The organism is Saccharopolyspora hattusasensis, from assembly GCF_050972075.1.
Lineage (GTDB): Bacteria > Actinomycetota > Actinomycetes > Mycobacteriales > Pseudonocardiaceae > Saccharopolyspora > Saccharopolyspora hattusasensis.
Map to the genome: position 1 here is coordinate 6,484,749 of NZ_JBPCDC010000001.1, position 17,805 is coordinate 6,502,553.

Below are 17,805 nucleotides of genomic sequence, written 5' to 3' on the forward strand. Positions count from 1 at the left end.
ATCATGCCGGGGCTCACCGCTCAGCCGGCGTCGCGCAGCCTGGCGTCGAGCGCGTCGAGGTCGGGGACGAACCAAACGTGGTCGGCCTTGTTCGACTCGTGCACGAGGGCCCGCAGGGCCGAGCTGGCCGCCAGGTGCCGGGAGATGTCGCCGACGACGACCAGGCGCACCCGGTAGTTGACGAATTTCTGCATGACCTCGCCGGCGAAGCGGGTGCCCAAGGTGAAGAAGCGCTCGTCGAGCCGGCTGGCGGGCACCGCGACCACCTCGGCGTCGGCGTAGGACGCGCCGATCAGGTCCAGGGCGTCCTGCGTGGTGGTCACCGGCGGCCCGGCCGGGTCGCACACCAGCACCTGCACCCCGGCCCGCTCCTCGATCGCGTCAGGCACCGCCGACCTCCCCGGAGAGCAGGCCGTTGTCGCCGTCGAGCACGGCTTCGATCAGCTGCAAGACCTCGGCGGTGGCTCCTGCGCCGCCAAGGACCACGAACTTCATGCGGTTCCGCTCCTCGTCGTAGACCGTCTGGATGCGCAGCGGGTGCGCGGGGTTGCTGGCGGAGTTCGCGCCGGCCAGCATGAGCGTGCTCAGGCGGTCGCACCGCTTTGAGCCGTCCGGAGCGGATGTAGCCGCGTACGGTGCGAACGTGCAGTCCGAGTCGGTTGGCGACCTGTTCAACCGAGTACATTTCATCACTCAGGGGATTGGCGCTCCATCATAGTCGGGATAAGGAGGGATAAGGAGGGATAAGGAGGGATGGGGAGGGATGGGTGGGGATGGGGAGTTTGTTGTGTGGATCGTTGTTTGCGTGAGTGTTTTTGGGTGCTAGAGCCCCCAAAAACGCTCACGGGTTATGCGCTGCACGTAAGGGAATCCGGCTGGCACGAGCACCGGCTGCTCCGGAGCCGGAACCCGGCCCTCAACCTGCACGTGTTCTCGACGGGGTGCCCCGAAGCCAGCGGATGCTGCTCTTCCGCGACTAGCTCAGCCGAGGGTGATGTCCTTGGTCTCCGGCATGCGGTAGGCGACGACGGCGCTGATCACCAGCAGCACCACGGCGTATCCGAGGAAGACGTCGCCCCGACCACCGCTGGCGAGCCAGGTCTGCAGGTACGGCGCGCTGCCGCCGAACGCTGCCGTGGCGATGGCGTAGGGGAATCCGGTGCCCGTCGTTTGCATCCGGGTCGGGAACAGCTCCGCGAACACCGTGGGCATGATCGCCGGACCGGGCGCGATCACGAGCAGCGCGATGATCATCGCCACCGCGAACTGCCAGACCTGGTCCTGGACGAGCCAGCTGAGCGGGTAGCTGACCACTGCGCTGCCCACCAAGGAAAGCAGCAGCACGGGCCTGCGGCCGATGCGGTCCGAAAGCGCCCCGAACAGTGGCAAAGACAGGATGAACACCGCGTTGGCCGCGGCGCCTACCCACAGCGCCGCGGCCGGGTCGACCTCGTGGATGCTGATCGCCTGCGCGGGCGCCGAGACCATCCAGGTGTAGAACACCACGGTGCTGCCGACGGTCAGCCCGATCACCCGCAGGCACGCGGTGCGCTGCTCCCAGAAGCTCCGCCACAGCGGCGGCCGGGCCTCGGTCCGCTGCCGGTCGAAGGCCTGCGTCTCAGCCAGCCGCAGCCGCATTACCAGGGTGTAGAGGCCGACGACCCCGCCGAGCAGGAACGGCACCCGCCAACCCCATGCGCTCATCGCGCCAGGCGGCAGTGCCGTCGTCAACGCCGCTGCGAGGGCGGAGCTGGCCAGGATTCCGCAGGTGCCCGAGACCTAGACGAGGCTGGACCAGATCCCGCGCCGACCCTGCGGCGCCATCTCGGCCACGTAGGGTCTGCACCGCCGGCATCTCGCCGCCGTGCCCGAGTCCCTGGCCCAGCCGGGCGACCACGAGCAGCAGCGCCGCGCCGATGCCGATCTACTCGTAGGTCGGCGCGATGCCGATCAGCAGGCTGCCGCCGGAGGCCAGCGCGATGGAGCCGACCATGGCGGTTCGGCGACCGAGCCGGTCGCCGAACCGGCCGAACAGCAGCCCGCCCAGCGGCCGCATCAGGAACCCGACCCCGAAGATCGCCAGGCTGGACAGCACCGCGCTCGTGCTGTCGTGGGCGGGGAAGAACTGCGCGGCGAAGAACGGGGTGAACACCGCGTAGGCGTTCCAGTCGAACCACTCCAACGCGTTGCCCGCGCCGGTGCTGACGATGGTCCGCCACTTCCGTGGCGTCGCGCGCTGGTCGGTCTCGATGGTCAATGCTGCCTCCGGATTTCTCAACGCTGACAACGAATTACGCGCGGGCCAGGCGGTGGATGGCGAGTTCGGCGTAGAGCGCAGCGCCGTCAGCGAGCACGCTGTCGTCGAAGACGGCGAACTGGGAGTGGTTGTCCGGCGCGGTGTCCGGGTCGCGGTCCGGTGGGCAGGCGCCGAGGAAGATGAACGCGCCCGGCACCTGTTCGAGCACCCGGGAGAAGTCCTCGCCGCCGGTGACGGGGCGGTCCAGCCAGGAGAACCGGTCGCCGCGAAGCTCCGTCGCGACCTGCGCGGCGAACTCGGCCTCGGCGTCGTCGTTGATCGTGGCGCGCACGTACTCGCTGAGCTCCACGTCCACCTTGACGCCGTGTGCTGCCGCGACGCCGTTGCAAACGGAGGTGATCCCGTCCCACACCGCGTCCCGTGCGGACGCGGAGAACCAGCGCAACGAGCCGTCGAAGACCGCTTCGCCCGGGATCACGTTGCCCGCGTTGCCGGAGTGGAAGCTGCCGATGGTCAGCACCAGCGTCTCGAACGGGTCGATGGTGCGCGCGACCAGCGCCTGCAGCGCGCCGACCATTTCGCAGGCCGGGGCGATCGGATCCTTGGCCCGGTGCGGGGTGGAGCCGTGACCGCCCGCGCCGCGCACGGTCACCCGCAGCAGGTCGCCGCCGGCCATGAGCGGGCCGCGCCGGGTGAGGAAGGTCCCGAGGCCGTGGCGCGCGGCCATGACGTGCATGCCGTAGGCGGCCACCGGGCGGGACCCGGAGGCTTCCAGCACGCCTTCGGCGATCATCTTCCCCGCGCCGTCGCAGCCTTCTTCGCCGGGCTGGAACATCAGCACCACGTCACCGGCCAGCTCCGCGTGCCGTTCGGTCAGCAGCCGCGCGGCGCCGACCAGCATCGCGGTGTGCAGATCGTGCCCGCACGCGTGCATCCTGCCGTCGAACCGGGACGTGTAGTCCAGGCCGGTCCGCTCCGTCACCGGCAGGGCGTCCATGTCGCCGCGCAGCAGCACCGTCGGCCCCGGACGAGAGCCGCGCAGCACCGCGGTGATGGAGCTCAGCCCGGTGCCGGTGGTGATCTCCAGCGGTAGCCCGTCCAGCGCGGCCAGCACTTTCTCCTGGGTGCGCGGCAGGTCCAGCCCGATTTCGGGCTCGGCGTGCAGCTGCCGCCGCAACCGGACCAACTCGTCTTGCAGCTCGCGCTCGGACAACGGCCGTCTCCTCACCTCGTGATCACGCCACGGCCATGATGACCGGCCGTCATCCGCCGAGCACCAGAATGTCGGGAAACCGTTGCGGATGCGCGTTCGCGCGCCGGAAACGCTCGTCTTCAGCCGGGAGCGCCTCGCGGCGTACAAGTGCCCGCACGAGGTCCGGGTCCTGGACGAACTCCCCAAAGGCTGGCTGGAGCAGGACAACACGGTGCTGACCTGGCTCGTCGTACCGAAGCCTCGGAGTGGCCCGACGCAGTCCCAGCGGGAAGAGCCTCAAGAAGTCCCTCCGCTAGCGCCGGGCCGGCGATTTCGCGCGAAATCGCCGGTCGCTGTGAGGCGGAGGCGGCGATTTCGCGCGAAATCGCCATCACTCCGGGTGACCACGGCCCCGGCGGTCAAATGTGCTCGGCGTCGTTGGCGAATGATCGTCCCGCCAGCCGTCCACGTCGCACTCGTCCGGGATGGCCAGGAACGGCGCCACGTCGACCGAGTAGCGCAACACCCGGCCGTGCTTCTCGGCGAACCGGGCGTGCGGGCCGTCAGCGAAGCCCAAGCGGGATTGTCGAGCAGCGGGGATGTCATCGGCGACGCACCTCGCCCGTCCGGAACCTCAGCCCTCCACCTTTTCGCTCGATGCCACGCCGTTCAAGCATCCGCGCGCCGTCGCTGTTCCCATATCGCCAGGTGGGAATCCGGTTGCGGACGGACGCCGACGCCTGCCGACACAACCGGCTTGACGCGCTGAAAGCGTTTGTGGTCTGATCCGGGCAGCGTCGCGTGTCGGTGGCAGCCTGTGTCAGGCATGGAGGCGCGGGTTCGAAGGGTCTTCATGACCACTCTTTTCAATCACACCATCGTCGCCGCGCGCGACAAGCAGGTATCGGCATCCTTTTTCACGGCGATGTTCGACCTCCCGCCGGCGGAGCCCGGCGGCCCCTTTCTCACGGTCTACCTGGATGCGGAAGTGACGCTCCTGTTCGCCGAGCCGCGCATCGAATTCCCGCCGCAGCACTACGCATTCCTCGTCACGGAGAAAGACTTCGACGGCATCTACGCCCGGATCCAGGAGGCGGCGCTCGACCACTGGGCGGATCCGCACCGAAAGCTCCCCCAGCGGTACAACACCAACCACGGGGGCCGAGGCGTCTACTTCCTGGACCCGTCGGGCCACTACCTGGAAGCGATAACCCAACCCTACGAGGCAGATCCGCAGAAGTGACCGAAGTGGACGATCAGTAGCAGCGCGGTGCCCGCCCGGTCTCGTATCGGGCGGGCACCGCGTCTGCGGGCCGAACCTGTTGTAGCGCTGGTGGTGGCTGGTACCGTCGGGGGAGCTTCGGGCGGAGGGACTGGTTCGCGATGGTGGGCAGGCATCCCGAGGTTCCGCCCGACGGCGAACGCGACGACAGCTTGTTGATCAGCGAGGAGCGGCAGCGCGATCTGCTCTCCCAGCTCGTCGAGATCGAGCACGACGTCCACCAGGCCACGAGTGGACGAGGTGTTCTGCCCCCGAAGCACCTCCCGGCCAACCCCAGCAGCGCTACGACCGCGGGCCTCGGTTGCTATCCGAGCGGGCGTGGTGCGTCGAACTTCTGGCGGACTTCTTCGGCCACCCCGGGATTCCCGGCTGCTTCGATCAGCTTGGCGAGGCGATGGGCGGTCAGAGCACGCACCGGGTTGTCCCCGTACAGGCCAATCCTGTCCAAGACCACGCCGACGTGGTCGCTGGTGGTCCTGTTCCCGTGCATGAGCTTGCGGTAGATCCCATACAGCACCGCTGCGGACAGCGGAACTGTGACCCAGGCCGGCCACTCCAGCAGCAGGCCGAGCAGGAGCGGTATGACGGCCGCGAGTGCCAGACCGCCGTACAGGATCCGGTTTTCCTTGCTCATCGAGCAGCCTCCTCGGGTACTCGGTTGAACGTGTAGTCGGTGGCGTGCAGGCCCTGCGCCATGTCGATCAGCTGGGACAACCGCACGAAGACCTCGGCGCGTCCGTTCGGGGTGCGGCTCCAATCGCGCGCGAGGACGTGCAACGAACCGAGCAGGTGGAGGTGCTGGCTCGCCGCGTCCGCCAGGATGCCGAGCAGCAGGTCGTACGCCGCAGTGCGGCCGGCGGCGTCGAACCAGTGGCAGACGCGTGGCGCGACGATGTCCGGGCGGGCGAGCATGGTCGCACGCCAGCAGAAACCGAGCTGGGAACGGATCGTGTGGTCCGCCGCGAGGGGTTGGGAACGCTTGCTCGAATCGGCAAGCCGCCACGGGTCCGCGACGGCGAGGAACAGGAAGTGATCGGCGGGCGACGGCTGCTGCTTCGGCAGATCTGCTGTGAGCCTTTCGAGCAGCAGCCGCAGCAGTATCGGATCGCGAGAGATCAGCTCGACGAGGGCCTGGTGGGCTGTCGGGGCGCCGGTCCCGTCTTCGCGGCGAGCCCGGTGGTGGAGCCGGACCAGAGCTTGTTCCGGGTAGGTCGGAGCGATCACCTCGGTGCACACGTCCACCACGATCTGCCCGACGTCGCCAGGAAGGTTGTCGCGCCGCGACCACTCGTACACCAGGCGCCGGAAGAAGTGACCGTGGCGCTCGTTCTCCAAACCGGCCAGGAGGGCTCGTACCCCGTAGTCGCGCAGTACGTTCGGCGCTCCGTTCTGCCTCGGAAAGATCCACTGGTCGATCAGCCACTTCACGTGCCCCGGCGAGTTGGTGCGCAACGACTGTTCCACGAACCGGTCGACCAGGTTCTTTCGGTCCTGCACGGTGAACTGATCGATGCGGATGATGCCGTCCACCCACCGGCAGAACGGCTCCCGGAGATCCGGGTAGTTGTCCCAGAAGTGTTCGCGCAACGCCCGGTCGTAGCTGAGCCGGCTGAACTCGATCCGGTTGTTCGGCGCGACATCGATGTTCAGATCACCGAGCTGGGTGCGGTAGCCCTCCTGTTCCATCCGGGGTTCCTCGCGTCCGTCGAGGCTCAACGAGCTCACCAGGCGGTGGGAGGCGAAGAACACCGCGTCGCTCGACGCTCCGCGGCACATCGCTGCGGCGAGCAGCACCGTACGCTGCCTACCGCCTGGCACCTTGTTCAGTTGCTCCGTCACCTCGTCGCTGCGGTCGATTCGGGCGGAAACCGCTTCACTGAGCCAGATCGAGAGATCGCCGCCTCGGTTCGTGTCCCGGGCGAGCACCACCATCTGCGCGAGGTTGGCGATCTCCGACATCGGTGCGGACAGGATGCGTGCGAGTTCCTTCGAAGTCAGCTGCTGCTCGGAGAGGAAGATCCCCTCCGCTTCCAGGTGCCGTCGCAACACCGAGGCGCTGTGTGGCCGGTCGATCCGGGCCCCGAACTGCGCGAGGTCCGGGTCGAGGTGGTGCTTGCGGAAATCGGGCACGACGACGGCGAGAAAAGCCTTGTGTTGCTGGAGGACCGTGCGAAATGAGAGAAGATCTCGTTGCCGGGCGCGGAACACGTCCTCGTTGCTGTCCGAGAGGTCCAGCACGAACAGGTGCCCGGGCTGGACCTTCAACTTGTCCAGGCTTTGGTCCTGCTTGTGCGCCTCGTCGTCAAGCACGGTGAATGGGGTGTGATCGTCGGCGAGTTCGTTCAGGAGCATCTTCGCCGCAGTGCGTCGACCGCTTCCCGGTAGCCCGGTGAGTACGACGGTGCGGGACTGCCGCAACATGTCCCGCGCGACGCCCAAGTTCGGTGGCGGCTCGAACCGGCGCTTGAGCCAACGCAGATCGTCCTTCGGGGTCAACCGTGACCCGCGAGCCTGCTGCTGGACGCTCTCGTGAATCGTGAAGTAGATCGGGTTGATGTTCTGATCGCCGGAGCCGGCGTGGATCGGGCTGCCCTGCGTGTCGTGGAATTCGTTGTTGGTTTCGGTCACCGGTGCTCGCCTCGCTCGCGCTTCGAGCCGAACTTGTGGCGGATTCCGCCGGTGTTCTTGCCCGTGATGTGGGTCGCCCCGTCTCCGTAGGAGATGTGCTGGTCACCGCCGTCGGTGCTCACCGGGCCCGTTGGGCCGTTGAACGCCGTGTTGGTTATCGATCCGCCGCTCATGTCGCGAAGCTGCACGATGTTTCCGTTGACCGGACCGCCGTTGGTGGAGTGCACGCCGTCGGTCGAGGACGCTTTCGCAGTCCGGTCGACGAGCCCCGGAACCAGGTCTATGAGTTCGGCGGCGATCCGATCGAGACCGGCCTCGGCGCTTCCAGTGTCGTAGGTCAGGGACTGGAGGTCGGCCAGCGATGCCAGGGCACGCGGAAGATCGGCGGCCACCAGTCGAGGCAGCTTCCGTCCACACAGGATCGGGATGATCCGGGCACCGCCGCGCATGGCGTTCAGGATCTCCTTCCGAGTCCAGTCATCCTTATTGCTCAGTGCGCGATTTCCGTCTCGATCACGAGCGTCGAGCCATTTCGGGCCGATCAGCACAAGTAGCACGCGGGCACTGGAGGACGCCGTCGACAGCCCAGTGCGGTAGTTCTCGCCGGGGCGGATGGACTTGCTGGCGCGGAAGACCTGTTCACGGCCGAACCGCGCGGACAAGTTCTGTTCGATCGCTACCGCGGCATGTTCGCAGTCTCCGGTGCGGTAGTTGATGAAGATATCGGGCACAGCGGTACCTCACTTCTGTGGGAATGAAGAGTTCTCAGGCGGTCTGGTTGTGCAGCGTGGCGACCAGCCTGGGCTGCAGCTCACGCACCGAGGATGCTGTGTGGAACCGCGAGAGCACGCGGGCCACGCGCCGGAGATCGGTACTGATGGTGGCGGAACTGACGGTGTCGACCATTCCGAGGACCTGCACGAGCAATGTGCAGGCGTGGTCGATGTCGCCCGCCGTGGCGTGCGCGAGGGCGCGGCGGACGCCGTAGCGCGCTTGGGACCGAAGAGCGTGCGGCGGAACTCGTTCGACTTCCCGGTCGAGGATCACCGTCGCATCCCTCGGGCGTCCCAGATCGTGAAGGCACCATCCGGAGACCATCGCGACCGGGTCGGTCAGGTTCGCTGTGCCGAGTACCGGTCCGGCTTCGGGCTGGGCCGCGCTGAGCAGATCGCGAGCTCGGTCCAGGCTTCGCATGCAGGCGTCGTAGGCTCCGGCCAGCGCGTGGCCTTGTGCCTCGCGCTGCGCGGCGAGTCCGCGAATGCGGGCGGACGTTGCGATCCGTTGGGCTTGCTGGGCGAGGTCGATCGTCGCCAGTGCGTCCTCTCGGTACAGAGTGACCAGCGCTCGGCGCACCAGGGAATATGCCGCCAGTGACCGGTCCTGTCCTGCATCCGCGAGCTCCACGGCGCGGTCGGTCCACCACAGGGCGGCCGCGTTGTCACCCGACTCCTGCGCCATCCAACCCGCGAACTCGGCATACCGCGCGCCCAGCACCAGGAGTTCCGCACTCGCCGCGGGTTTGGCGCGGGCGGCGAGTTCGCGGAGGGTGTGGGTCTGCGCGATGAGCGCGGGCAGCACCACCGACGGGCTCGCCGTCTGCCCCAGCCTGCGGAACTGGTCGAACATGGTGCGGAACGTTGAGACCGTGCCGTCCTCGGCGATTGCGTGACCGCCGCCCATGCCGAAGGCGAGCACCGAGGCCGCGCCCGCCGCCAGCACCTGCCGCCGGTCCATCGGCCGGAACCAGCTTCTCCCGCCTGAATCGAGACTCATCAACCACACCTCACCGTCGCCGTTCACCTCGGGCAGCGGCGCTTCGGAAGACCGCGCGGGAACCAGGTTCGCGAGTTCCCCACCGGCTTCGAGGATGGAATCACAACGCCGGGCGAAGTCCGGTGTCGGTCCTTTCCCACCGGTTTCGATCTTGCTGACGTAGCCCTTGCTGTAATGCAGCAGCGCGGCCATTCGAGTGAGTGAAAGACCGGCCGCGGTGCGCAGTCTTCGAAGCTCTGCCCCAAACAGTATGGGCTGTTCAGTCACATCGTCCTCCGGGTTTCCCGTTGCCTGGTTCGGCAAGCGACGGGAAACGGCTGTTGGTCCCGAGCGGTTTTCGCGCACGGTGAAACGTGCCGGTCCGGCGGCTGGCCGACCGGACCACCGGCAGACCTTAGGAGAAGAGATGATCAAGGATGAGCTCGTCCGAGAATCGACACCCGAACGGCGCAATCCGTCCCTGGCGAGGTCGCTCGGACGGGTGATGCTTGCATTCGTGTTCACCGCCGCGCAGGCGTGGGCGTTGTTCGTCCTCGCCGGCATCGCCCTTTCCGGTGTTGAGTTGTTCGCCTTGGTGCTGGTGCTCTCCGCCGCATTCATCGCAGTCCTCGACGCATGGAGGGAAATCAGGTCCTGCGCGGCTGCGCGCCGCTCGTCGGAGGATTGTGGCGGAGAACTGGACTCCCGAGCCGGAAAATAGAGCCGTTTCCCGTTTCCCGTTGTAGAAGGCAACGGGAAACGGTGTTTCACCGGATCATTTCGGATGTGCGTGCGTCATCCCGGTCGTCGACGCGACTCGTGAGTGGTGTCGGACTCAAGAGCTGCAACAGCGGCAGGCTGCAACAGCGGCCAAGGACACTCACGAACCGGTAGTCCCCGCCTTTTCAGGCGGTGGGGCCGAACTGCTTGGTGAAGCGGCCGGTGAACAGATCCGCGCCCTTGTACTCGGAGACCATCGCGGCAGGGGCGGCGACCGGGCCATCGGGAGAGGGCAGCTGTCCGACACCGCCGCTCGTGCCGAGCGGGAGCAGGATCATGGGGAAGGGCGGGGGCTGGTAGGTGGCCGTGGGTTGCTCACCGTTCAGTTGGGCGGTGATGTTCTTGGCGACCACCTCGGCGTGCTGCATCGCGTAGGCCGCCATTTTGGCCTCCGCGACATCGGTGATGTCGCCGACCGCGTAGACGTGGTCGTGCCCCTTGACGTTGAGGAATTCGGTCACGGGAACCTGGCCCTGCGGCGTACGGGGCGTGAGCTTGCCGTCGGCGAGGTAGTCGCTGTTTATGCTCGTTCCGTAGGCGCGGAACCAGATGTCGGCGGTGATCTCGTCGCCGTCGGTGGTGGTGGCGGTGAAGGCACCGGCCCGGCCGGCCTCGGCGCTCGGCGACGCCGCCAGGCCGGTGCCGAGGTGGACCTCGACGCCCAGCGCGTCGAGTTGGCCGCGCAGGTCCTCGACCACCTCCGGCGTGAAGCCGGGAAGCAGCTCCTCGGCAGGGTCGGCGATGGTCACGTGCTTGTCCGGCCAGACTTCCTTGATTTCCCCGGCCAGTTCCAGGCCGACCGGGCCGGCGCCGAGGATCAGCACCTTGTCGGCCCGGAGCAGTTCCTTGTGCGTCCGGCGGAGGTCGTCCAGCGCCTCGCCGATCGAGTCGGAGCTGGGCTTGGCCGGGTAGGCGTAGCTGGAGCCGGTGGCCAGGACCACGTAGTCCGCCGCGACATGCTCGCCCGAGGCCAGGGTGACACCGGTGGTGTCCACCGAGACCGCGCGGTCGCGGATCACCTCGCCCTGCGTGAGAAGAGTCTTGTAGGGAAAGAACATGTTGCCAGCCCAGCCGGGCTGGGTCAGCGCCCGTAGCGCTGCGGCCGCGTTGACGAATGCGTCCCGGGGGTCGATGAGGATGACGTCGGCCCCGGATTCCAACGCCTTGGCGACCGCGACGCCTCCGTAGCCCCCGCCGATGACCGCGACTGTACGACTCATGATTTCAGGCTCCCGCAGGCGAAAAGTTGAGTTCGTGGTACGAACTATATTAGTTCGTGTTACGAACTCAACTATGTTGTGTCGTGGGACACATGGTCGGGTCCTGGTGCTTGCGGGCGACGGGGTCCGCTGGGAAACGCCATTATAATTCGTTTAGCGAACTATGTTGCGACGGTGTCGGCCGCGAGGGGCCCTGGCTCGACTACCGGGCGCGTGCTGCCGCAAGAAGTACGAGTGCGACGTCGGCAGGAACATCAGCGCGACGGCGCCGGCGTGCGTCGTACCGTCCGCGATTCTGGCCTCGGCGCGACGCACTGGTTCGCCGACGGCGCGGCTCGATGCCTGAAGGAGCAAGGAGTCTGTCCCCGTGGGAAACCGGCCGGCTACTGGGGTGGGCGTCGGGTGGCCAGTTCCAGGATTCGGTGGGCTGCTGCGGCGTCGGTGATGAGGGTGGTGACGATGCCGGAGCGCAGGACCGCGTCGATCGCTTCGGCTTTCGGTTCCGTGTAGCCCAGTGCGATCACTTCCGGGACTCGGCGGAGTTGGTCGTGGGTGATCGCCAGCACGTGGTGGGCGAGGCCCGTTGACAGGGCGTTGCCGTCCTCGTCGAACAGGCGGGCCGCGATCTCCGCCGTTGCTCCTCGTCGGTCGATCGAGTCTCGTTCGCTCGGGGTCAGCGCGTCGTAGACCGTTGATTCGCCCGGTTGCCACGCGCCGATGCTCACCACCGCTTTGGTCAGTTGCTGGAACTGCTCGAAGGTTTCCGCGATGCCCGGCTGCTTTCGCAGGATGTCGGTGGTGCGGCGGTCCGGCAGCACCAGCGGGCCGTAGATCGGGTAGGCGTCGCCGCCGCCGACCTGCGCGACCCGGCCCACCGTCTCCACCGACCGGTCGCGCATGTCCATGCCCGCCTGCACCCCGCACAGTTGCACGATCGGGCACTTCGGGAGCGACTTGACCGCTTCGGCCATGGCGTTCACCGAACGCGCCCAGGCCAGGCCGATAACGTCGTCCGGGGTGGCCAGCTCGGTCAGCAGTTGCGCCGCCAGCGTGCCGATCCGGCGGCGCAGTTCCGGCCGGTCGCCCTTGCTATGTGCTCGATTGAGCACCAGGACGCGGCGGAGCCCGTAGGCGGCGCGGACCTCGTCCGACAGCGGCAGGTCCACCGGCGCCGGAAGGTCGAACTCGATGCGCACGAGGCCGGTTTCCTGCGCTGAGCTCAGAATCCTCGCCACCTTGAAGCGGCTGATGCCGAACTCATCCGCGATCTCCATCTTCGAGCGGCCCTGGGTGTAGAACCGGTGTGCGATTGAGGCCGCGGTGAAGGTGTCGGTCAGGCGGAATCTCTGCCCTTTGGTGCTCATGTGAGCACGATAGCGCGAAATCTGGGCGAAAGGTTGACGTAACTCGACATGAAGTCTTTGAATGCACCGCATGTTGCGGGATGACCGCAACGAGACGCGCTCATTAGAGCAGAATGAAATGGAGTGTCATGCGCGCCGCGATCATCGATCAGCCCGGTTCGATCAGGGTGGGCGACGTGCCGGATCCGAGGGCGGGAGACCGGCGGTTGGTGCTCAAGGTCGGTGCAACCGGGATCTGCGGCACCGATCTGCACATCGCCGACGGCCACTTCCCGCCCACGCCTTACCCGATCGTGCCGGGGCACGAGTTCGCCGGCGAGGTCGTCGAGATCGGCGCGGAAACACCGGGGGATTGGAAGATCGGTGACCGCGTCGCGGTGGACCCCTCGCTGTTCTGTGGCTACTGCACCCCCTGCCGGTCGGGCCACGGCAACCTCTGCGCGAACTGGAACGCCACCGGCGACACCGTGGACGGCGCCTTCGCCGAGTACGTCGCCGTCCCGGCGTCCACCTGCTACCGGATGCCCGACGAGATGACCTGGCAGCAGGGCGCGCTGGTCGAACCGGTGTCGTGCGCGGTGCACGGTGTCCGGCAGATCGGCGTCGAGGCGGGCGAACGGTTCCTCGTGGTGGGAGCGGGCACCATGGGGCTGCTGATGCAGCAGCTGCTCCAGCGCGGCGGCGCGCACGTGACGGTGGTCGACCGCAACGAGGCGCGGCTGGGCCGGGCAACCCAGCTCGGCGCGGTCCGGGTGGGCACCGACGTCGCCGCACTCGACGAGCGGTTCGACGCCGCGGTCGATTGCACCGGTGCCGCGCCCGCGATCGAGGCGGCCTTCGACTCGCTGCGACGCGGTGGCCGGCTGCTGGTGTTCGGCGTCGCCCCTGCCGAGGCCCGGGTGTCGCTGTCGCCGTTCCGCATCTACAACGACGAGATCAAGATCGTCGGCTCGATGGCCGTGCTGAACAGCTACGGCGCGGCGCTCGGCCTGGTGGCCTCGGGCGCGATCGACACCGATGCGCTGCTCACCGACACCCTGCCGTTGGAGGAGTTCCCCGCGGCGCTGGACCTGATGCGCAGCGGCGCCGGGCTGAAGGTCCAGGTGCTGCCGGGAGGCGTTGATGCATAGCCGAATAAAGAGGCTCACGCTGCTCGCGTGCGCCGCACTGCTCACCCTCACCGGCTGCGCCGGGGCCGGTGCGCTGGGGTCCGGCGGACGCACGCTGGTCATCGCGATCGTGTCGAACCCGCAGATGGAAGACGCGATCGCGCTGTCGGACCAGTTCGAGCGCGACAACCCCGGCATCAAGCTGAAGTTCGTGCAGCTGCCCGAGAACCAGGCGCGCGCCAAGATCACCGCGTCCACCGCTACCGAGGGCGGCGAGTTCGACGTGGTGATGATCAGCAACTACGAAACCCCGCAGTGGGCGGCCAACGGCTGGCTGGAGAACCTGCAGCCCTACATCGAGAAGAGCGAGGGCTACGACCCTGGCGACTTCATCCCGAGCATCCGGGACTCGCTGTCGTACCAGGGGTCGATGTACGCGGTGCCGTTCTACGGCGAGTCGTCGTTCCTGGCCTACCGCAAGGACTTGTTCGAGCAGGCCGGGCTGACCATGCCGGAACGCCCGACCTGGCAGCAGATCGCGGACTTCGCGGCGAAGCTCGACAACAAGGCCGCGGGCGTGTCCGGCATCTGCCTGCGCGGCAAGCCCGGCTGGGGCGAGAGCCTGGCGCCGTTCAGCACGGTCGCCAACACCTTCGGCGCGCGCTGGTTCGACGAGAACTGGAACGCGCAGCTGACCTCGCCGGAATTCCGGTCCGCCGCCGAGTTCTACGTGAACCTGGTGCGGCAGCACGGCGAGGTCGGCGCGTCCAGCGCGGGCTTCTCCGAGTGCGGCACGCGGTACGGCCAGGGGCAGGCGGCGATGTGGTACGACGCCACGGTCATGGCCGGTACCAACGAGGACCCGGAGAGCAGCAAGATCGTCGGCAAGTCCGGCTACGTCGCGGCCCCGGTCGAGCACACCGGCAGCAGCGGCTGGCTCTACACCTGGTCGCTGGCCATGCCGAAGGTCGCCGAGGACAAGGACGCGGCCTGGCGGTTCATGCGCTGGATGACAGACAAGGAGTTCGTGCGCAACGTCGGCAACACCTTCGGCTGGAACCGGGTTCCGCCCGGCTGCCGGCTGTCGACGTACCAGATCCCGGAGTACCAGCAGGCCGCCAAGGCCTACGCGCAGCCGACCCTGGACGGGATCGACCGCGCCCAGCAGGGCAACACCATGCTTCGGCCGGTGCCCTATCCGGGGATTCAGTTCGTCGGCATCCCGGAGTTCCAGGACCTCGGTACGCGGGTCAGCCAACAGCTTTCCGCTGCCATCGCGGGGCAGATCACGGTCGACGAGGCGCTCCAGCAGTCGCAGGAGTACGCCGAATCTGTCGGCGCGGCATACCGGGAGAACCGATGACCCAGACCGCCACGACACCCGCCACGACGCCAGCCACGGCATCCGTCCCGATCCGCAAGCCGGTCGGCAAGTGGTCCGGCGCGGCGTGGTTGCGGCGGGCGCCGCTGCTGCCCGCCCTGCTGTTCACGATCCTGGTCACGCAGATCCCGTTCCTGCTCACCGTCTTCTACTCGCTCCAGTCCTGGAACCTGGTGCGCCCCGGTTCCCGCCACTTCGTCGGCCTGCGCAACTACGTGGACGTGTTCGCCGACAGCCAGTTCCGGGGCGCGATGCTGAACACCGTGCTGCTGACCGTGGTCTGCGTGCTGGTGGCGCTGCTGCTCGGCCTCGGGCTGGCGTTGCTGCTGGACCGGAAGTTCCTCGGCCGCGGCGTGGTCCGCACGCTGCTCATCACGCCGTTCCTGATCCTCCCGGCGGCCGGGGCGCTGCTGTGGAAGACGACGATGTTCGACCCGACCTACGGCCTGCTGAACTTCGTCTTCGGCGGCGACATCGACTGGCTGTCGGAGTTCCCGCTGGCCTCGGTCATGGCGCAGATCGTCTGGCAGTGGACGCCGTTCATGATGCTGCTGATCCTCGCGGGCCTGCAGGCGCAGTCCAAGGAGGTGCTCGAAGCCGCCGCGGTCGACGGAGCGGGCCGGTGGCGCACCTTCGCGTCGATCACCCTGCCGCAGCTGAGCCGGTACCTGCAGCTGGCGGTCCTGCTGGGCGCGATCTACATCGTCAACAGCTTCGACGCGATCTTCCTGATGACGCAGGGCGGTCCGGGCACCGCCAGCACGACCCTGCCCTACTACATCTACCAGCGGGCCTTCGAGGGCTTCGACATCGGGCAGTCCTCGGCGATGGGCGTCATCGTCGTGGTGCTGACCCTGATCGTGGCGACCTTCGCGCTGCGGCTGATGTTCCGGACCTTCGGCGTGAGCGAGGTGCGATGATGCGTACCGGAAACCCCGTCGGCCGGTGGGCGCTGACCGCGTTCACCTGGCTGGTCGCGATCCTGTTCGTTCTCCCGCTGCTGTGGATGGTGCTCACGGCGTTCAAGCAGGAAGCCGACGCCTACACCGACCCGCCGCGCCTGGTGTTCACCCCGACGCTGGACCAGTTCGCGGGAATCCTGGAGCGCGGTTTCCTGCCGTACCTGGGCAATTCCGCGTTCGTCACGGTGGTGTCGACGCTGCTCGTGCTGCTGATGGCGGTCCCGGCGGCGTACGCGCTGTCGATCTCGGCGGTGCCGGGCACCCGCGACGCGCTCGGGTTCTTCCTGTCCACCAAGATGTTGCCGATCGTCGCGGCGATCATCCCGCTGTACGTGATCTCGCAGAACCTGAAGCTGCTGGACAACGTCTGGGCGCTGGTGATCCTCTACACGGCGATGAACCTGCCGCTGGCGATCTGGATGATGCGCTCGTTCTTCCTGGAAGTGCCCAGGGAGATGGTGGAAGCCGGCCGGGTCGACGGCGCGAAACTGCCGACCCTGCTGTTCAAGGTCATCCTGCCGGTGGTGGCCCCGGGAATCGCGGCCACGGCGCTGATCTGCGTCATCTTCTCCTGGACGGAGTTCTTCTACGCGGTGAACCTGACGGCGGCGCAGGCGGGCACGGTCCCGGTGTTCCTGGTCGGCTTCATCACCAGCGAGGGCCTGTACTGGGCGCAGCTCTCGGCGGCGGCCCTGCTGGCCTCGCTACCGGTGATGATCATCGGCTGGTTTGCCCAGAACCACCTGGTCCGAGGCCTGTCCATGGGCGCGGTGAAGTAGCCCGGCCGGTAGCGGCCCGGATTCATCCCGAACCGGGATGAATCCGGGCCGTTGTCCGTTCGGCGACCCGCCTTGTGGCATATTCCCAACGGTGCTGCGGGGGAAATTTCCGGTTTTCTCGAATTGGTTTCGGAATTATCGCATTTGCGATTCATTGATCGAGTGCAAAAATGCACCCGATCGTTGGATTGAACTCTTTGGATTGGTAGCGTTCGCCGGAGTCCCGCTGCCTGCATTGGCGGATCGCCAACGGTGACTGGTGCTTCGATTGGGAATGTCGAATTAATCCGACCGTGTGACGGGGTTGCACCGGGTGTGTCATCCGGCTATTCCATCGAGGGTAGTTTTCAGTTGATCGGGCTGAACTGTTCGAGTGAAATACGGACCGAGTTCTTGGGGGGTGGTCCGCCCGATGGCCAAACGTCGATAGCCTCCAGAATGAGTTCACCGCAAATCCATCGGGAATTCTGGGGGCGCTTGTGGAGACGCATCGAGTCGACTTCGAGGCACTACGCCGAGCAGCGGACGACCTGGACCGTCGGGCCAAGGAGATCCGCCGAGCGCGGGGCGAGCACGAAAGGCATAACTTCAGCGGGCGGTCCGGTTCGGGTCGGGTGGTCGCGACATGTCTGGGCAACGGGACCGTAACGGAAATCGCGATCCGGGGTGGGGTTCTCAGCAGCATCTATCCTGAGACGGTCGCTGCGGAAATCAAAGATGCCATTGGCAATGCTCGTTCGCGGGCATCCGAAGCCGCCTCGCGGGCGTTCAAGAAGGTGGCGCCCGACTTGGCGGGCGGGCAGTGATGGCTTCGATGCACGAAATCGAGAACCTGCTCGCGGAAATCCAGCAGCGGACCGCGGCCGTGCAAGCGGCAAACCGGCGCCTGGCGGCCGAGACGGTGGTGGAAGCGATTGGTGGCGACCTTGGTGAGCTAGCCCTTAACGGGTACGGAGAACTCGTCGACATCAGCTTGGAACACGACAAACTCCGCTATACCACGGAGAAAGCTCTCGGAAACCAGGTGGTCGAGGCATTGGGGCGCGCGGAGCGGCGGGCCGCGGCCGTCCGGCAGCAGGCATTGAAGGCGCGGCGGTGA

General features: G+C 67.2%; 21 protein-coding genes and 1 pseudogene. 8 read left to right on the forward strand and 14 right to left on the reverse strand.

Features of this window, described 5'->3' with window-relative positions; translation table 11 throughout:
• Positions 1-20: 20 nt before the first annotated feature.
• The 8 genes and pseudogenes from ACRXBZ_RS31115 to ACRXBZ_RS31150 form a co-directional block, all read right to left on the reverse strand.
• Positions 21-389 (reverse strand): DUF4180 domain-containing protein, encoded by a 369-nt coding sequence (locus ACRXBZ_RS31115; protein ID WP_433882072.1) that lies wholly within the window; start codon positions 387-389, stop codon positions 21-23.
• Positions 382-576: a hypothetical protein gene (locus ACRXBZ_RS31120; protein WP_433884165.1), complete on the reverse strand. Its 195-nt coding sequence runs from the start codon at positions 574-576 to the stop codon at positions 382-384. The genes ACRXBZ_RS31115 and ACRXBZ_RS31120 overlap by 8 nt, the downstream gene beginning before the upstream one ends.
• Before the next feature lie 58 nt (positions 577-634).
• Positions 635-685, reverse strand: a pseudogene (locus ACRXBZ_RS31125) (helix-turn-helix domain-containing protein); the annotation flags it as partial.
• 296 nt (positions 686-981) lie between these two features.
• Entirely contained in the window at positions 982-1,704 is a 723-nt protein-coding gene (locus tag ACRXBZ_RS31130; protein WP_433884028.1) for an MFS transporter, read from the reverse strand.
• A 220-nt stretch (positions 1,705-1,924) separates the two neighbouring features.
• Entirely contained in the window at positions 1,925-2,257 is a 333-nt protein-coding gene (locus ACRXBZ_RS31135) for an MFS transporter (RefSeq protein WP_433882073.1), read from the reverse strand.
• Between the two features lie 34 nt (positions 2,258-2,291).
• Positions 2,292-3,470, reverse strand: coding sequence for a M20 metallopeptidase family protein (locus ACRXBZ_RS31140; RefSeq protein WP_433882074.1), 1,179 nt, complete (start codon positions 3,468-3,470; stop codon positions 2,292-2,294).
• A 49-nt stretch (positions 3,471-3,519) separates the two neighbouring features.
• Positions 3,520-3,750, reverse strand: a complete 231-nt coding sequence (locus ACRXBZ_RS31145) for a hypothetical protein (protein WP_433882075.1) — start codon at positions 3,748-3,750, stop codon at positions 3,520-3,522.
• Positions 3,751-3,840: 90 nt separating this feature from the next.
• Positions 3,841-4,026 carry a hypothetical protein gene (locus tag ACRXBZ_RS31150; RefSeq protein ID WP_433882076.1) on the reverse strand — a complete coding sequence of 62 codons (186 nt, stop codon included), beginning with the start codon at positions 4,024-4,026 and terminating at the stop codon, positions 3,841-3,843.
• Positions 4,027-4,275: 249 nt separating this feature from the next.
• Between ACRXBZ_RS31150 and ACRXBZ_RS31155 the strand changes: the two genes are divergently transcribed.
• Positions 4,276-4,692, forward strand: a complete 417-nt coding sequence (locus tag ACRXBZ_RS31155; RefSeq protein ID WP_433884029.1) for a VOC family protein — start codon at positions 4,276-4,278, stop codon at positions 4,690-4,692.
• Positions 4,693-5,035: 343 nt separating this feature from the next.
• On the opposite strand, the gene ACRXBZ_RS31160 is transcribed toward ACRXBZ_RS31155, so the two are convergent.
• Genes ACRXBZ_RS31160 through ACRXBZ_RS31175 form a run of 4 tightly spaced genes read right to left on the reverse strand, consistent with a single transcriptional unit; the run spans position 5,036 to position 9,399 of the window.
• On the reverse strand, positions 5,036-5,365 hold the full coding sequence (locus tag ACRXBZ_RS31160; protein ID WP_168587424.1) for a hypothetical protein: 330 nt from the start codon (positions 5,363-5,365) through the stop codon (positions 5,036-5,038).
• Positions 5,362-7,359, reverse strand: a complete 1,998-nt coding sequence (locus ACRXBZ_RS31165; RefSeq protein WP_433882077.1) for an nSTAND3 domain-containing NTPase — start codon at positions 7,357-7,359, stop codon at positions 5,362-5,364. The genes ACRXBZ_RS31160 and ACRXBZ_RS31165 overlap by 4 nt, the downstream gene beginning before the upstream one ends.
• Positions 7,356-8,090, reverse strand: a complete 735-nt coding sequence (locus ACRXBZ_RS31170; protein ID WP_433882078.1) for a toll/interleukin-1 receptor domain-containing protein — start codon at positions 8,088-8,090, stop codon at positions 7,356-7,358. The genes ACRXBZ_RS31165 and ACRXBZ_RS31170 overlap by 4 nt, the downstream gene beginning before the upstream one ends.
• A 34-nt stretch (positions 8,091-8,124) precedes the next feature.
• Positions 8,125-9,399 carry a helix-turn-helix domain-containing protein gene (locus ACRXBZ_RS31175; protein WP_433882079.1) on the reverse strand — a complete coding sequence of 425 codons (1,275 nt, stop codon included), beginning with the start codon at positions 9,397-9,399 and terminating at the stop codon, positions 8,125-8,127.
• A 139-nt stretch (positions 9,400-9,538) separates the two neighbouring features.
• Between ACRXBZ_RS31175 and ACRXBZ_RS31180 the strand changes: the two genes are divergently transcribed.
• Positions 9,539-9,832, forward strand: coding sequence for a hypothetical protein (locus tag ACRXBZ_RS31180; RefSeq protein ID WP_433882080.1), 294 nt, complete (start codon positions 9,539-9,541; stop codon positions 9,830-9,832).
• A 184-nt stretch (positions 9,833-10,016) separates the two neighbouring features.
• Here ACRXBZ_RS31180 and ACRXBZ_RS31185 read toward each other — a convergent pair whose 3' ends face one another.
• Positions 10,017-11,111: an NAD(P)/FAD-dependent oxidoreductase gene (locus ACRXBZ_RS31185; protein WP_433882081.1), complete on the reverse strand. Its 1,095-nt coding sequence runs from the start codon at positions 11,109-11,111 to the stop codon at positions 10,017-10,019.
• A 383-nt stretch (positions 11,112-11,494) separates the two neighbouring features.
• Entirely contained in the window at positions 11,495-12,475 is a 981-nt protein-coding gene (locus tag ACRXBZ_RS31190) for a sugar-binding transcriptional regulator (protein WP_433882082.1), read from the reverse strand.
• 128 nt (positions 12,476-12,603) lie between these two features.
• Here ACRXBZ_RS31190 and ACRXBZ_RS31195 point away from each other — a divergent pair, with 128 nt between their 5' ends.
• From ACRXBZ_RS31195 to ACRXBZ_RS31220, 6 genes are all read left to right on the forward strand, one after another.
• Positions 12,604-13,605: a zinc-dependent alcohol dehydrogenase family protein gene (locus ACRXBZ_RS31195; protein ID WP_433882083.1), complete on the forward strand. Its 1,002-nt coding sequence runs from the start codon at positions 12,604-12,606 to the stop codon at positions 13,603-13,605.
• On the forward strand, positions 13,598-14,947 hold the full coding sequence (locus tag ACRXBZ_RS31200; protein ID WP_433882084.1) for an ABC transporter substrate-binding protein: 1,350 nt from the start codon (positions 13,598-13,600) through the stop codon (positions 14,945-14,947). Before ACRXBZ_RS31195 ends, ACRXBZ_RS31200 begins: the two co-directional genes overlap by 8 nt.
• Positions 14,944-15,885 (forward strand): carbohydrate ABC transporter permease, encoded by a 942-nt coding sequence (locus ACRXBZ_RS31205; RefSeq protein WP_433882085.1) that lies wholly within the window; start codon positions 14,944-14,946, stop codon positions 15,883-15,885. Before ACRXBZ_RS31200 ends, ACRXBZ_RS31205 begins: the two co-directional genes overlap by 4 nt.
• Entirely contained in the window at positions 15,882-16,706 is an 825-nt protein-coding gene (locus ACRXBZ_RS31210; protein WP_168587433.1) for a carbohydrate ABC transporter permease, read from the forward strand. The genes ACRXBZ_RS31205 and ACRXBZ_RS31210 overlap by 4 nt, the downstream gene beginning before the upstream one ends.
• Before the next feature lie 479 nt (positions 16,707-17,185).
• The gene (locus ACRXBZ_RS31215; RefSeq protein ID WP_433882086.1) at positions 17,186-17,512 is read left to right on the forward strand and encodes a YbaB/EbfC family nucleoid-associated protein; all 327 of its coding nucleotides are present in this window, start codon (positions 17,186-17,188) and stop codon (positions 17,510-17,512) included.
• A gap of 8 nt (positions 17,513-17,520) precedes the next feature.
• Positions 17,521-17,805 carry a YbaB/EbfC family nucleoid-associated protein gene (locus ACRXBZ_RS31220; RefSeq protein WP_433882087.1) on the forward strand — a complete coding sequence of 95 codons (285 nt, stop codon included), beginning with the start codon at positions 17,521-17,523 and terminating at the stop codon, positions 17,803-17,805.

Excerpts from the sequence above, each read along its gene's own strand:
- ACRXBZ_RS31120 (WP_433884165.1), bottom strand. The coding sequence starts at position 576 with ATGCTGGCCGGCGCGAACTCCGCCAGCAACCCCGCGCACCCGCTGCGC.
- ACRXBZ_RS31130 (WP_433884028.1), bottom strand. The coding sequence starts at position 1,704 with ATGAGCGCATGGGGTTGGCGGGTGCCGTTCCTGCTCGGCGGGGTCGTC.
- ACRXBZ_RS31155 (WP_433884029.1), top strand. The coding sequence starts at position 4,276 with ATGGAGGCGCGGGTTCGAAGGGTCTTCATGACCACTCTTTTCAATCAC.
- ACRXBZ_RS31160 (WP_168587424.1), bottom strand. The coding sequence starts at position 5,365 with ATGAGCAAGGAAAACCGGATCCTGTACGGCGGTCTGGCACTCGCGGCC.
- ACRXBZ_RS31180 (WP_433882080.1), top strand. The coding sequence starts at position 9,539 with ATGATCAAGGATGAGCTCGTCCGAGAATCGACACCCGAACGGCGCAAT.
- ACRXBZ_RS31185 (WP_433882081.1), bottom strand. The coding sequence starts at position 11,111 with ATGAGTCGTACAGTCGCGGTCATCGGCGGGGGCTACGGAGGCGTCGCG.
- ACRXBZ_RS31190 (WP_433882082.1), bottom strand. The coding sequence starts at position 12,475 with ATGAGCACCAAAGGGCAGAGATTCCGCCTGACCGACACCTTCACCGCG.
- ACRXBZ_RS31195 (WP_433882083.1), top strand. The coding sequence starts at position 12,604 with ATGCGCGCCGCGATCATCGATCAGCCCGGTTCGATCAGGGTGGGCGAC.
- ACRXBZ_RS31200 (WP_433882084.1), top strand. The coding sequence starts at position 13,598 with ATGCATAGCCGAATAAAGAGGCTCACGCTGCTCGCGTGCGCCGCACTG.
- ACRXBZ_RS31205 (WP_433882085.1), top strand. The coding sequence starts at position 14,944 with ATGACCCAGACCGCCACGACACCCGCCACGACGCCAGCCACGGCATCC.
- ACRXBZ_RS31210 (WP_168587433.1), top strand. The coding sequence starts at position 15,882 with ATGATGCGTACCGGAAACCCCGTCGGCCGGTGGGCGCTGACCGCGTTC.
- ACRXBZ_RS31220 (WP_433882087.1), top strand. The coding sequence starts at position 17,521 with ATGCACGAAATCGAGAACCTGCTCGCGGAAATCCAGCAGCGGACCGCG.